Raw genomic sequence first — 14,037 nt, forward strand, 5'->3', positions numbered from 1 at the left:
CACGATCATCCCTACCGCACGCTCCAGCGAAATTCGCAGGGAGCCGACAACTCATGATCAAACCACTTGACGAAGGACATCAGAGCGATATCCGGGATCTAGATGCCGTTCGCTCCCGGATGTCGCGGAGCTTCTTCGGGGCTGCGATTCAACGTTTGGATCGTCATTGCGAGCGAAGCGAAGCAATCCATAGCCACGAAGCAAGACTGGATTGCTTCGTCGCTTCGCTTCTCGCAATGACGGGAATTCCTCTCAAGTCACCTGCTTGACCAGCGCCGGTGCCGTATCCTCGCCCTTGAGTTCTTCCAGGCTGCGATGCCGCGGCTCGATGCCGAAGGCCCAGACGGTGACGATCTGCACCAGCAACAATCCGACCATCAGTGCCATCACGCCGGCGACGCCGTGGGCTTCGAACAGCATCACGACCAGGAACGGCGTCACGATGGTGGCGCCGCGGCCGAGCGTGTTGACGATGCCGGAGGCGCGAAGCCGCACTTCGGTCGGGAACAGTTCGGGGATGTAAACGCCGAACAGCAACGCCACCAGCACGTAGATCGGAACCGTCAGCGCGAAGCCGACCGCGGGCAGCAGCACCGGATCCGAGATCATCGGGTAGATGATGCCGAGCACCACCGCGATCAGCGAGGCCCCGATGATGGTCGGCTTGCGGCCCCAATGATCGGCCGTCATTGCGCCGATCGCGGAGCCGACCGGCGCGCCCAGCGCCATCAGCAGCGAATAGCTGAACGAGGTCGCCACGCTGAGCCCCTGCTTGATGAAGAACACCGGCAGCCAGGTGACGAAACCATAGAGCAGCGTGTTGATGGTGATCAGGCAGATCGAGCCGACGATCATCCGCGACAGCAGCGGCGGTGCGAACAGCGTTCCGATGTCGCGGGATACGGTCACCGTGGAAGCAGCAGCAGGCGCCGGCAGCGGCTGGCCCTGCGCCGCCTCGCGCTCGATCGACTGCATCAGCGCCTCGGCTTCCTCGGTGCGGCCGACCGCTTCCAGCCAGCGCGGCGATTCGGGGAGCGACTTGCGCAGATACCAGACGATCAGAGCGCCGATGCCGCCGAGCACGAACATCGCGCGCCAGCCGAATTCCGGAACGATGAGGGAGGCGATCAAGAGCGCGATCGGCAGCCCGGTGACGACGCACACCGCCATCAGCCCGAGATATTTGCCGCGGATGCGCGCCGGCGCGAACTCGGTCATGGTGGAATAGCCGACGACGTTTTCGGCGCCGAGGCCGACGCCCATCACGAAGCGGCAGGCGATCAGCACCGTCATGGTCGGTGCGAAGGCCGCCGCCAGCGAGGCGAGGCCGAACAGAAGCAAATTGAATTGATAGGTAAAGCGCCGGCCGTAGCGGTCGCCGAGGAAACCGGTGCCGAACGAGCCCAGCATCATGCCGACGAAGGTTATCGAAACGAACACCGCGTTCTGCGACAACGTCGAGAAGCCGGTTTTCAACGTCACGCCGAGCACGGTACCGGCGAGATAAATGTCAAAACCGTCGAAGAACATTCCGATGCCGATCAGGATCAGGATGCGGCGGTGGAATGGGCCGATCGGAAGCCGGTCGAGCCGGCCGCCGGCGTTGACGGATGTTGCCATGTGCGTTTTCCCCTTGATCGTTTGTTCGTTGTAAAAGGCCGCGGGTCTTGTGCTCGCGCCCGCTTCAGCCGGTTGCCGCGGTCTTATTCAATCGGTTTCAATTCAGCCGCCGTTGGGTCGCGGTGTCGCGGTACCAATCGAACGGCTGATCGTGGGTCGCGACCATCACGCTCTTGGTGTTGAAATGATCGTCAAAACTTTCGGTGCCGCATTCGCGGCCGATGCCGGAATCGCCGACGCCGCCCCAGGGTGACGCCGGGTCGAGCCGGTGGTGGTCGTTGACCCAGACGATGCCGGCCTTGACCGATGCCGCGACGCGATGCGCGCGCGCGACGTTGTTGGTGCGGATCGCCGCCGCTAGCCCGAACGGCGAATCATTGGCGAGCCGCAACGCGTCGGCCTCGTCCTTGAACGGCGTCACCGAGGTAAACGGACCGAACACTTCCTCCTGGAAGATCCGCATGTCGGATTTCACATCGGCAAACACCGTCGGCTCGACGAAGAAACCGCCTTCGTGCCCCGGCACCTTGGCGGCTACGCCGCCGGCGATCAGCCGCGCGCCGTCCTCATGGCCGAACTTCGAATACGCCAGCACGCGGTCGCGCTGTCTGGCCGAGATCACCGGACCCAATTGGGTCGCGGGATCGAACGGATCGCCGATCCGGATCGACAGCGTCTTGGCTTGCAGCTTTTCGACGAACTCGTCGTAGATCGAGGCCTGCACGATATGGCGCGAGGCGCAGACGCAGGTCTGGCCGGCGCCGATGAAGGCGCCGAACGCCGCATAATTGACCGCGCGGTCGACATCGAAATCGTCGAACACCATCACCGGCGTCTTGCCGCCGAGCTCCATGGTCTGATGCGCGAACACTTTTGCGGCCGACGCGCCCGCAATGCGGCCGGCTTCGGTGCCGCCGGTCAAGACCAGCTTGTTGATATCAGGGTGCTCGGCCAGCATCTTGCCGGCGCTGGGCCCAAGACCAAGCACGATGTTGAATACACCGGGCGGCAGCCCCGCTTCGGTGAAGATCTGCGCCAGCTTCAACGTCGTCAGCGGCGTGTATTCCGACGGTTTGACCACGGTGACGCATCCGCTCGCGAGCACCGCGGCGAGCGATTTGCACAGGATCATCAAGGGATGATTGAACGGCGTGCAATTGGCGACGATGCCGATCGGGGTGCGCAAGGTGTAGTTCAGATAGGAGCCTTCGACCGGAATCACGGAGTCGCGGCGCGCCAGCGCCAGTCCCGCGAAGTAACGGAAAAAGTCCGGCAGCCGCGACAACTGCGCCCGGGTCTCGTTGAGCGGCCGGCCGTTGTTGAGCGTTTCCAGCCGATACAGCGTCTCCAGATTGGCCTCGAAGGCGTCCGCCAGCCGGTTGACCAGCCGCGCCCGGGCGCGAATGTCCATGCCGCCCCACGCTCTGCCTTCGAAGGCTGTGCGCGCGCTCTTCATCGCGCGGTCGATGTCTTCAGCGGTCGAATTCGGGATCCGTGCGATCACGTCGCCGGTCGCGGGATTGCGGACATCGAGCATCGGGCCCGAACCGGCCTCGATCTCACGGCCATCGACGAAATTGCCGTGGATATCGACCTCGGCCGTGGCGGGTTTGGTGGGGATGTTCATGGGTCTCTTCCTTCGACAATCACGGCGTTGCGTTTCAGCGCCGGCAGCACACGTTTTTCGGTTTGGGCGACATGCGCCTTGATCAGACGGGTCGCGGTGCGCGCGTCGCGCCGCTGCATCGCCTCGATCACGGCGACATGCTCGGCGACGAGTTGCGCCGGGTCGTGCCCCCTGAGATTGGTGATGCTGACGCGCACCAGCCGATCGGCCTGACCGATCAGGTCGCACAGCGAGGCTGCCATGCGGCGGTTGCCCGAGGCATGCGCCAGCGCGGAGTGAAAGCCGCGGTTGTAGGCGATGAAGTCTTCATGGTGGCCGGCAAACCGCCTGAATTGGTCCAGCGCCTTCAGGGTTGCGTCGCTGGCGTTCTCGATCGCCTCGGTGACGCAAGCCGGCTCCAGTGCCTGACGGAATCGCAGGAGGTCGCGGGCATCGGTGAGCGAGATCGGGTTGACGCGGTAACCCTGGCGCGGCTGCACCGTGACCAGATGCTCGCGCTCCAGCCGCAGCAGCGCCTCGCGCACCGGCTGGCGGCTGACCGCGTAGCGCTCGGCGAGCTCCTGCTCCCGCATATCATCACCGGGCATAAAGTGACAAGTCAGGATATCAGAACGCAGGCTTTCATAGACATTATCGCGCAAAAGCATCGAAATTTTTCCCTGGAAGTTGCCATAGCTTTGCAGTCGTGAAATATCACGTCAAGCCACGAAGGCTTGAAAAGATGGAATTTTGATCTATCACTTGGTCGCGGATCTGAGCCGATCCTCAACGCTTGCTTCCCCCTGAATAAAGAGAGACCGCATGGACCGGCAGTTCGCCAACGGCACCGTCAACGCAGCACAGGCAGGCCAAGGACGTCCGCTGCTGCTGTTTCACTCGCTGCTGTCGGACCGGGCGAGTTTCGACGCGATCGTGCCGGAATTGGCCAAATCATTCCGCGTGATCGTGCCGGAATTGCCGGGTTTTGGCCGTTCGCACGCCGTGATGGGCGGCTTTGCCGCGGTCGCCGACCGGATGGCGGAGGCGGTGACGGAGGCGGCCGGCGGCGAGCAGGCGATCGTGCTCGGCAACGGCTATGGCGGCTTCGTCGCGCTGCAAATGGCGATCCGTCATCCCGCGATCGCCGCAAAACTTGTTCTCGCCGATTGCGGCGCTGCGTTTTCGGAAGCGGGCCGCGAGGCTTTTCGCAACATGGCGGCGGCATCGAGCGCTAAGGGCCTCGCCGCGATCACCGACGTCGCGATGCGACGGCTGTTCGCCCCGGAATTCCAGGCTGAGCATCCCGACTTGATGAGCGATCGCCGCGCCGCCTTTTTGAAGACCGATCCGGACGTGTTCCGTGCGGCCTGCGCGGCCTTGGCCGAACTCGACCTGCGGCCCGAACTCAAGGCGGTCAACGTCCCCGCGCTGGTGCTGGTCGGCGAGTTCGACGAGGCGACGCCGCCGCCGATGTCGTACGAATTGGTCGCGGTCCTGCCGCAGGCGCGGCTTTTGATCATCCCGGGCTGCGCGCACGTTCCGCAACTGCAATCGCCAAAAGTCTTTCTTGACGCGATCAGCGATTTTTTGGCGGCTAGCACGATCGGCGCATGAGCCGACCACATCCTGCCATGCGGCAGGTGTCGAAAATCATCGATCGAAATCCACGGCGACGGTATTGCCGCCGCTGATGATGACGCCGACGTGCTCTCCGGGCCGGGGTCGATAGGCGCCGGACAATAGGGCCGAGAACGCCGCAGCGCCGCCGGGCTCCGCCACGATCCGCGCGGCTTGCCAGAGCCTATTTTGCGCCGCACGGATCGCTTCGTCGGCAACCAGGACGGTCTCGTGGACGTGGCGTTGCGCGATCGGCAGCACACGCTCGCCCACGCGCCGCGGCGCAAGCGAGTCCGCCGCCAGGCCTCCGGCTTCGGCATCGACCGGATGTCCGGCCTGCAACGCTTTCGTCAGGGTAGGGGAAGCCATCGGCTCGACGCCGACCACCTTGATCCGGCCAGCATACCAGGCGGCGAGTCCCGCCACCAGACCGCCGCCCCCAACCGAGACCATCAGCGTGTCGATGTCAGGCAATTGCTCTTCAAGCTCGATGCCGATGGTGCCCTGTCCAAGCATGGTCTCGTCCTGATCGAAAGCGTGTACGGGCATCGCGCCGGTTTGGTCTGCCCATGTTTCGCTGGCCGCGAGGGCATCGGCATAGCGATCGCCTTCGATCGCCAGGTCGGCGCCATATTCGCGGATGCGTCGCACTTTTGCCTGGGAGGAAACGCTGGGAACGAAGATCTTGGCCGGCACTTTCAGCACCATCGCGGCATACGCGACGGCGGCCCCATGATTGCCGCCCGATGCAGCAACGACGCCGGCGGGCGGCACCCTGCGGGTCAGTAGATTTGCAAAAGCGCCGCGCGCCTTGAAGGAACCGGAGTGCTGGAACAGCTCGAGCTTGAGCGATATCCGGCCCGGTTGCAGGCCGATGTCGGTGCCGTCGATCGCCATCACCGGCGTGCGCCGGAGATAAGGCCGAATGATCTTTTCGCAGGCGGCGATTTGTCCGGGGTTTACAGCGTCAGCAACGTCGAGCGCGGTCATGCCAAAGTTCCTTCACGCAAAGCCAGGTTGACATCAACCGGGTTGACATAAATTAGTCATTTAGCTAATTAGCAATATGACTTTGTTGGATGACGATGTCGAGTCCGTCCTGCGCGCGCTCGCGAGCGAGCGGCGTCTGCTGATTCTGAAATGGCTGAAGCAGCCCAGGAAGCATTTCAGGGCGCAGGTCGATGGTGATCTGGTCGATGACGGCGTATGCGGCGTGCTGATCGCGGAAAAACTCGGGGTCAGTCAGCCGACCGTCAGCGAACATCTGAAAGTGCTGTCGCAAGCGGGATTGCTGCGCTCCAAGCGGGTCAAGCAATGGACGTTTTACAAACGCGACGAAGCCCGCATTTCAGAGCTCAAACGCGCCATCGTTGCGAAAATCTAGCGTGCGTATCGTCCCCGGCTGCCCACGCCGCCGCTTACGCCCTTGCCATCGCGTGGGGAAACACGACCTCGATCAACGTGCCGGAGCGGCCGCCGGTCTTGATTTGGAATTGGGCGCGGTTGGCTTCGACCAGCGCCTTGGTCAGCGACAGGCTGACGCCGGGTGAGTCGGAGGCCTGGTCCGACGGCGCCGTGGTGCGGAACGGCTCCATCGCGGCGGCGACCTCATTGTCGTTGAGGCCGTGGCCGGTATCGCGCACCCGCAACACCACCTCGCCGAAATCCGACAGCGCGGTCGAGACGATGACCTGGCCGCCGGCATTGGCCAGATGGATCGAGTTGCCGATCAGATTGAGCGTGATCTGGCGCAGCGCGCGGGTGTCGGCGACCACCTGCGGCAGCATATGCGCCAGCGAGGTGCGGATGATGATGCGTTCGCGATTGGCTTGCGGCTGCATCACCGCGACGCATTGTTCGACCAGCTCGTTGAGGTTCTGGTTGGTGAAGGCAAGGTCGAGCTTACCGGTCTCGATCCGCGACAGATCGAGCAGGTCGTTGATGATGGCGATCACGCGCTCGCCGGAGGCGCGGATGTCCTTCATGTATTCGACGTAGCGCTCGTTGCCGAGCGCGCCGAATCTCTCGCCGATCATCACTTCGGCAAAGCCGATGATGGCGTTGAGCGGCGTACGCACCTCGTGGCTGATCCGCGCCAGCATGTCGCTCTTGGCGTTGGCCGCGCGCTCGGCCAGCCGCCGCGCCTCGCGCAGCTCGCTTTCGCCTTTCTTGGCTTGCGAGAGGTCGCGAAACACCGCGAAGAAATTCGGGCCATGGGCCTGGGTGCGGCCCATCGTGATCGAGACCGGGATCAGTCCGCCGCCATCGACGCGCGCCAGGAGATCGCGGCCCTGTTCGAGCAGGCTGGAAATATCGGCGCCCTTGACGCTCTCGAGATAGTCCCGCACCGCGGGTGCGCTTTCCGGCGCGAACAGATCGGCGAGATTGCGTTGCACGAGGTCGGCGCCGTCATGGCCGAACAGCGCTTCGGCGCTGCGGTTGCAGGAGTTGATGTTGCCCTCGGCATCGAACATCAGGATGCCTTCGGCGGTGGTGTCGAGGATTGCGGCGAGTTCCTCGGCATTGGCGTGGCCGACCGGCGAGGGCTCAGACGCAGCAGGTTCGGAAGCAGAAGGTTCGAAAGTCACGGCAGGTTCGGCCATCAAGGGCTCGGCGAGCGCGGCCGCGATATGGGCGCCCTGCGCAGGCTGGGCGGCAAAGATCAGCGCCAGCGCCTGCTCGTCGTCCCATGCGATGGTGTAGAGGTGCGCTTCCGAGGCCTGCGGCGGCAAATCTTGCCCTGACAAATCTTCCCCTGATCCGTCTTGCCCTGAGCTCTGGCTGCCGGAAATCGTCACCGGCGTGCCGGTGTCCGACGTGCTGCTGGCGGTGGAGACGCCGGGCTCGACATAGAGCGCGTCGAGGCCGCCGGCCTCTTCCAACGCATGAAGGCTGGGATAGCCCATCCGTTGCAGGAAGGCCGTATTGGCATAGAGCAGCCGGTCGAGCCGATAGATCAAGACGCCGACCGGCAACAGATCGAGCAGCGCCTTGTCGCGGCGGCTTTCGCCGCGCGCCGGCGGTTCGGGAGGCGCCAGCCAGCCGGGTTGTCGGCTGGCTGTCTCCAGGACGGGTTGTTCAGCGGGTTCTTGTGCGGTCTCTTCGACGGCTTGTTGAGTCTGCTCGGCCGCCGGCTCCGCGACAACGGCTTCCTGGACTTCGGAGGCTGGCTCTGATGACAGCGGCTCGCTCGAAGCGTTGCTTCGTTCGAGCCGTTCGGACAATTGGCGCGCCAGTTCGTTGAACGCGTTGTTTTCCACCGGCGTCAGCACCGGCGATTTGGTATCGCCGATGGGGCGAAATGGCAGAACGTTCTTGGGCGTTTCCATTTCGGATTCCACGTTCGGGTCCACGTTACGATCCACTTGGGTTTCCAATTCTTGGTTGTCCAAATCGTGTGTTGCCAAATCGGTTTGGTGTGAAGTCTCTGAAGCAACCGGCACTGACAATTCAGGCTCGGTGGAAGGCGCGGCACCTTCGTCCGCAAGGCCGGCTTCGCTGGCCGCATCGACCGGCAAGTTCGCGGGCAATTCGGCGGCAGGCTCAGCCGGGACGACAGCGGCTGAAAGCGCCTGCGGTGCCGGTGGCGGAACATTGAACATTTCATGACGGCGCAACGCAGCAAGCCGCGTCAGCCCATCGAGGTCGCGGCAGACGCCAAAGCCGCGATAGCCGGCAAAATTGTGCGCGCGATCGTACAGCGGCAGGCCGGACAGCTCGACCGGCAGCCGGCCGCCGCCATCGACCGGCCAGTTAAGGGTAATGCCGCTCCAGGTGTCGCGGGTGGCGGCCGCCTTGAGCACGCGGCCCTCGGGATCGAGACCAAAAGTCTCGGCGATCTCGCTCCACAACCGGCCAAAACCCGCCGCGGTGTGCGCGCCGATCAGATGAGTGAATTCGTCGGAGCCGAGCGAGAAGCGCCCGTCGGCATCCATCTGCCAGATGAAGCGCAGCGGCGCGCTGCGCGGAGGCGGCGCGGGCTCATCGTGCCACGCTGGTGTTTCGATGGGCGGCGGCGCGAGCAGCGCCGCTGCGGCCGCTTCATCGTGGTTCGGTGTGGCCGCCTCGGCATCGACGGCTGCCGCTTCAGGGGACGGCTCGTCAGCGACTGCTTCGACATAAGGCGAAGGCTCTTGAGCTAAAGGCTCTTGAGGCAAAGGCTCTTGGAGTAACGTTTCTTGGGGCGGAGCTTCATCGTGCTGCGCGGACTCATCGTGATGCGCAGGCTCATCCTGATGGACGGGCTCGTCGCGATCGGGCTCGCGCGCGGGCTCCGGCGCCTGCGGCGGGGTCTCGGCGATCGGCTGTTCCGGTTGCGAGTTGAATTGATCGACCAGCGCAAATTCGGCCGGTGCTTCGCCTGAGTTCGCCGGCGTTTCATAGGCCGGCGTTTCATAGTCTGGCGTCGGAGGCGACACCGGATCTGCCGGCGCGGCTGCAGCGGTCTCCGTCAGCGGCTCGGCGAATTCATCGACCAGCGTAAAGGCGGCCGATGCTTCGTTCGATGGCGCGGGCTTTGCCGGCTCCTGAATCGGCGGCTCCTGAAGGCGCGACGTGCCCGTAGCAATCAGCGCCACCAGCCCGACATCCGCGCCGCTGCCGACGCGCTGCAAGACCAGATGGCCGATGCCGACCGGCAGTTCGACGCGGCCTTGTTTGAGGGCGTCGCTGCGCGCTTCGCCGAGGCCGGCCTCGCTGAGATTGTGAAAACCGAGCAGCGATCGCGCGGCGTCGCTGGCGCCGATCAACATGCCGTCGCGGGCAAACGCCGCGATCGGGGAATCGACGCCTTCGACCAACCGCTGCAAGCGCTCCACCAGCGGCATCGCGCGGCCGACCGGTTCGGCCGCCGCGATAAGGATGCCGTGGCTGCCGTCGGCGAAATCGAGTCGCGCGCAGCCGCAGGTCACGAGCCGGCCGTAGGCCGCGCCGAAGCCGCGCAGCCGTTCCAGCCGGACCGCGCCGTTTGCCGGCAGCCGGTTGGCTAGCAGCGCTACCTGGCGCCGATGCGCGTCCGCCGGTCCGAATAGTTTTTCCGCAAGTGCCGCGCCATTGCCGGCGCCGAACAGTTGCGCGCCGACCGGGTTGGCCCACAGAATCCGTGTGCCGTCGGTCGACCACAGCCAGGCCGGCAGTGCGCTCGTGGCATGCACCGCCAGCCGCGGATCGCCGACGCCTCGCAACTGGAATTCCGAATGGTTCATCGCAATGACATGACCGGCAGGATGAGGCTGTGGTTCGAGGATGGCGGCAGAATTCGGCGGCCAAACAATGACAGCCTTAACGAGGCGTTAGTATCGCGCGCGCGGAGCGGCAGGTCCACGGCTTGACAGCGGCTGACAAGCTCTATGCCCCGATAACCTTAATGTGGCGCCGGCGATGCGCTTTGCCGGTAGCGTGAAGCGGGCCGTGGGGCCTTCGAGAAATTCGTCGCCAAGGATATCAGCGCCAAGGATATCAGCGCCAAGGATATCAACGCCAAGGCGATGTCCTATGCCGAGCAGAACGCGCAGGCCTCGCTCGACGATGCGCAGTCTGCTGCACGCCAAGGATTCGAGCGATGTGATGCGGCTGCACGGGGACGATGTGCCGGCGCTACTGCGCGCGCTGGCCGAGCAGGCCAGCGAATTCGGCCAGATCGTCAGTCGCGCCGCGATCGATGCGGCCAAGCCGAAAAACCAGGGCGTTTTCGAACTCGACAAGAAAAGGCGTTAAAAAAAATAGAAAAACTAAAGTCTGAAAACCGACCCAGAACCGGTCGGGAACCGACCGAATTCATCCCAAAACGGGGTGAATTACCGGCTTTTGGCCCGCAAAACGATGGCTTCTTGGCGGCCTATGTCGGGACGGCGTCATGTTGCCGGCAAAACCGCGTCGGTTCGGGGTCACCAATGCGGCGCTGCACATTAAATTACGTTGCGATGCACAAAATTGACATGATATGAGTGTTAAAGGTGGCAACCCGAAAGGGCCACACCCGCAACGTGATTCCATATCGACGCGCGGCTAGATGGGCTGCCGCGCGCGCGAGGGGGACTCACACACTGTCTCATCCGTGAAGGACGCTTGCCAATGGCCAATTCAGATCCCTTCTCCTCTACCGTCATCCCGTTTGAAGTACCCGAGCAGGTGCGTGCGTTCGCCGAAAAGGGCGTTTCGCAGGCCCGTGACAACTACGCCAAGTTCAAGGACGCCGCCGAATCCCACAACGGCACCATCGAAGCGGTGTTTTCGGCCTACTCCAGCGGCGCCAAGGAATATTCCGCCAAGGTGATGGACATGTTTAAGGCCGGCGCCAGCGCCAACCTCGACTTCGCGCAGGAACTGGTCGGCGTGAAATCGCCTTCCGAGGCGATGACGCTGTGGACCTCGCACGCGCGCAAGCAGTTCGAGACCTTCACCGCGCAGGCCAAGGAGCTCGCCGAGCTTGCCCAGAAGGTCGCGACCGAAACCGCCGAGCCGATCAAGGCCAGCGTCTCCAAGCTGACCGTCAAGCCGGCCGCCTGATCGCGGCAGGTTTTTTGGGTTTCCAGAAGGCCCGGGCCGCAAGCCCGGGCTTTTCGTTTGGTGCGGGCCTTTCGTTCGATGTGCCGGGAAGGTGCCAAAAACGCTCCTTCCGTCGTCCCCGCGCAGGCGGGGACCCATAACCCCGGGCGTTTGTGTTGATCGGGAGCCGTTCAAAGCCTTTTCTTAACGGCTAACGCCCTCCGCGGGGCCATCCACACGCCCCAAAACGTCACCCAATATCGACGCTTTCCCGCCTTGCCAAAGCCGGGCGTTGCACCTAGTTTCCGCCCCGTTCGGCCCCCCCTTTTCGGGGCCTGCCCAAGCGATGCAGTTGTAGCTCAGTTGGTTAGAGCGCCTGTCTGTGGAACAGGAGGTCGGTGGTTCGAGCCCACCCAACTGTACCAACAAAATCAATCACTCGGCGAAAGCGGCGGGGCGGCACGGTTTGGTCCGGGCGCAAATAAGCGCGCGGTCTCGCAAAGCGTGCGTCGGTGAGAAAGCGTGCGTCGGTGAGTGCGTGGATGCGGGCCGGAGCGGGGCAGTGGATTGCACTGGCCTGGTAAATCAAGCGCACCGGCGGTGCCCTATGCCTGATCTTTGCGGGCTTTCGGCTTCTTCTCGGGCTGCGTATTCTGCACTGCCTGCCTCAGCATCTCGCGTAGCTGCTCTTTGGTCTTGGGCGGCTCGCGAGTCTTCTGCCATGTTGCCATGCACGGTATATGGGGACGACGGGACGGGAATTAAACCCCGTGACGTCCCTCATCTTGCCTTCGCGTCAAAGTTGCTGAACACTCACCATGGCTACTCGATCTCGATTATTTTCGGAAGACCCACCAAGCTGCGTCATGATGACCATTGGCAGAGTTAGTGGGATGGCTAGCGCGTCGCTCTGAGGCCGCCGGATGAAGAAGATCATACCTGAATGGATCTGGGAGGAAGAGAACCGAAAAGTCGCGGCGTTTCTGGGGGGCTGCGGTCGCCACGGCCGTGTGGACCGTCGTTATTTATTACAATGGGCGGACGCCGGCCGACGTTCGTCCAGCGAGCCAGGTCAAAACCTCAGGGGCGCCAGGCGAGAGTTACCGAGTGTGCAAAGGGGAATACCATGGAGAAGTGCATGCCGGTCAGCGTTTTCGTCGGCTGCTCCGAAATCGAGAACTTCGCTAAACTCACCTGCGGTGAGCACTATCGCCTCGTACCCATCAATGCTTTTGCTGGCGGCAAATGTGGCTACGAGTGGACGCAGGTAACCTGCCAGGGTAGTTAGTCGGCAGCGGGCTCTGTTTCGGCGCGCCTGTCAGTAGACGGTATCTGAAAAGCCTACACCAAGTTCAAAGCCAGCGCCTGCGGCCGAACCCGCCGCTTACCAATCTCAGGATCAGCAGAAGCACGACGGCTCCGACGAAGGCGTTGATGATCAGGGCAACCATGCCCACGCCGAGGTGGATACCGAGTTGGGGCAACAGCCAGTCGCCGATGAACGCACCGACGAGACCGACGAGCAAATCACCGATCAGGCCGAAGCCACCGCCCTCCATGACCCTGCCTGCCAACCAGCCGGCAACGACTCCGACGACGATGATGACGAGCAGGCCCTGATTGGATAAGTGCATGGTGTTTGCTTTCCGCTGGGATTATCGCGGGGCTAATGCTGGCCTGTGGCAAAAGTTCCGTTGCGTGGCGTGGGGAGGAATGTCGAGCGGGTGAAACCCCGGTCATGAGCTGAGCAGCAGCGAGTTTGCCTACTTCATTAACTTTTCCAAAGTGAGCAAAACAGAACAGCGGCCGAACTTTGAAAGGCTGCATGCTGGGCCCATCACCGGACGACCACGGTATCTAACGGTGACTGAGAGTTAGGTAACGCTCCCGCCTCCATTATCGGAGAGCAACGTGCTGCAACGAAGCCAAGCCAAACCCACGCTACAGAGTCGCCTGTTGATTCAAGCCACGCGCCTCACGGTGGAAGCAAATGCACTACCGCAGGGCCCATTGCGAGATGCGGCAATCCGCAAAGCGCGCCAGGCTGAGACCGGCGCTCATATAAATGAGTGGCTGTCGTCACCCGGACTCCAGACACCGCGATAATGCCAGAGTACCGCGCTTACATCATCGGCTCAGACGGGCATTTCCGTGATGCCATTGCGATGAACTGCGATAGTGACGAAGCAGCCAGCCGGCGCGCAGACAATCTGGCGAAAGCAGAGGCGGTCGAAATCGAGCTTTGGCAGGAAGCCCGAAAGGTAGCTACATTCAAGCGTCAATGCGATACGGTCACTCACGAAATCCACGACGGACGGATGATTTCGAAGCCGGCCGCGTAATGCGGGACACCTCACTCTCATAACTTATACATCAGGCTAACTTGCATTTCGTCTGAACGATTTTGCCACTGCCACGTCATACATAAGGACGGGAGTGGCATGATGCCTGACAAAAATGAACGCGTTGAACTCGAAATCAAGATTATCAGATACCGCGCGCTCTCGCAGCAAGCTCCCGATGCGGTGACAACGCAACGCATCAACGGTCTGATTTCAGAGCTTGAAAAGAAGCTCCGCGAGATCGACGAGTAAGGCCGCCTCAGTTGGCTGCCCCTGCGGTCAAACCCGCCCATGTAATGAGAGCGCTACAAGCACTCCGAAAACGACAGAAAACACGATCGACCATCTCGCTAGAAACGCGTTGAA

Annotated in this window: 12 protein-coding genes and 1 tRNA gene; 7 read left to right on the plus strand and 6 right to left on the minus strand. The window is 62.8% G+C overall.

Going from position 1 to position 14,037, the window contains the following annotated elements; genetic code table 11:
• Positions 1-252: 252 nt before the first annotated feature.
• The 3 genes from GSQ88_RS01710 to GSQ88_RS01720 form a co-directional block, all read right to left on the minus strand.
• Positions 253-1,620 (minus strand): MFS transporter, encoded by a 1,368-nt coding sequence (locus GSQ88_RS01710; RefSeq protein ID WP_159005603.1) that lies wholly within the window; start codon positions 1,618-1,620, stop codon positions 253-255.
• A gap of 97 nt (positions 1,621-1,717) precedes the next feature.
• Positions 1,718-3,247 carry an aldehyde dehydrogenase gene (locus GSQ88_RS01715; RefSeq protein ID WP_159005605.1) on the minus strand — a complete coding sequence of 510 codons (1,530 nt, stop codon included), beginning with the start codon at positions 3,245-3,247 and terminating at the stop codon, positions 1,718-1,720.
• Complete coding sequence (locus GSQ88_RS01720) at positions 3,244-3,894, minus strand: GntR family transcriptional regulator (protein ID WP_159005607.1); 651 nt, start codon at positions 3,892-3,894, stop codon at positions 3,244-3,246. Before GSQ88_RS01720 ends, GSQ88_RS01715 begins: the two co-directional genes overlap by 4 nt.
• Before the next feature lie 154 nt (positions 3,895-4,048).
• Between GSQ88_RS01720 and GSQ88_RS01725 the strand changes: the two genes are divergently transcribed.
• Positions 4,049-4,840, plus strand: coding sequence for an alpha/beta fold hydrolase (locus tag GSQ88_RS01725; RefSeq protein ID WP_159005609.1), 792 nt, complete (start codon positions 4,049-4,051; stop codon positions 4,838-4,840).
• A 36-nt stretch (positions 4,841-4,876) separates the two neighbouring features.
• Here GSQ88_RS01725 and GSQ88_RS01730 read toward each other — a convergent pair whose 3' ends face one another.
• Complete coding sequence (locus GSQ88_RS01730; protein WP_159005611.1) at positions 4,877-5,833, minus strand: threonine/serine dehydratase; 957 nt, start codon at positions 5,831-5,833, stop codon at positions 4,877-4,879.
• Positions 5,834-5,909: 76 nt separating this feature from the next.
• On the opposite strand from GSQ88_RS01730, the gene GSQ88_RS01735 reads away from it, so the two are divergent.
• Positions 5,910-6,227, plus strand: a complete 318-nt coding sequence (locus tag GSQ88_RS01735; RefSeq protein ID WP_159005613.1) for an ArsR/SmtB family transcription factor — start codon at positions 5,910-5,912, stop codon at positions 6,225-6,227.
• Between the two features lie 34 nt (positions 6,228-6,261).
• Here GSQ88_RS01735 and GSQ88_RS01740 read toward each other — a convergent pair whose 3' ends face one another.
• On the minus strand, positions 6,262-10,047 hold the full coding sequence (locus GSQ88_RS01740) for a PAS domain-containing sensor histidine kinase (protein ID WP_159005614.1): 3,786 nt from the start codon (positions 10,045-10,047) through the stop codon (positions 6,262-6,264).
• Between the two features lie 322 nt (positions 10,048-10,369).
• On the opposite strand from GSQ88_RS01740, the gene GSQ88_RS01745 reads away from it, so the two are divergent.
• The 3 genes from GSQ88_RS01745 (at position 10,370) to GSQ88_RS01755 (ending at position 11,754) form a co-directional block, all read left to right on the plus strand.
• Complete coding sequence (locus GSQ88_RS01745; RefSeq protein ID WP_210253726.1) at positions 10,370-10,558, plus strand: hypothetical protein; 189 nt, start codon at positions 10,370-10,372, stop codon at positions 10,556-10,558.
• Positions 10,559-10,915: 357 nt separating this feature from the next.
• Complete coding sequence (locus tag GSQ88_RS01750; protein WP_159005616.1) at positions 10,916-11,350, plus strand: phasin; 435 nt, start codon at positions 10,916-10,918, stop codon at positions 11,348-11,350.
• A gap of 327 nt (positions 11,351-11,677) precedes the next feature.
• Positions 11,678-11,754: transfer RNA gene (locus tag GSQ88_RS01755), tRNA-His, on the plus strand.
• A gap of 927 nt (positions 11,755-12,681) precedes the next feature.
• On the opposite strand, the gene GSQ88_RS01760 is transcribed toward GSQ88_RS01755, so the two are convergent.
• Positions 12,682-12,963: a GlsB/YeaQ/YmgE family stress response membrane protein gene (locus GSQ88_RS01760; RefSeq protein ID WP_159005617.1), complete on the minus strand. Its 282-nt coding sequence runs from the start codon at positions 12,961-12,963 to the stop codon at positions 12,682-12,684.
• A gap of 471 nt (positions 12,964-13,434) precedes the next feature.
• Between GSQ88_RS01760 and GSQ88_RS01765 the strand changes: the two genes are divergently transcribed.
• Together GSQ88_RS01765 and GSQ88_RS01770 are read left to right on the plus strand one after the other, a co-directional pair.
• Positions 13,435-13,671 (plus strand): hypothetical protein, encoded by a 237-nt coding sequence (locus GSQ88_RS01765; RefSeq protein ID WP_159005619.1) that lies wholly within the window; start codon positions 13,435-13,437, stop codon positions 13,669-13,671.
• Positions 13,672-13,770: 99 nt separating this feature from the next.
• The gene (locus tag GSQ88_RS01770; protein ID WP_159005620.1) at positions 13,771-13,923 is read left to right on the plus strand and encodes a hypothetical protein; all 153 of its coding nucleotides are present in this window, start codon (positions 13,771-13,773) and stop codon (positions 13,921-13,923) included.
• Positions 13,924-14,037 lie beyond the last annotated feature (114 nt).

Origin of the sequence: Bradyrhizobium sp. S69, assembly GCF_009766005.1 — a bacterium.
In the GTDB taxonomy this organism is placed as follows: Bacteria; Pseudomonadota; Alphaproteobacteria; order Rhizobiales; family Xanthobacteraceae; genus Bradyrhizobium.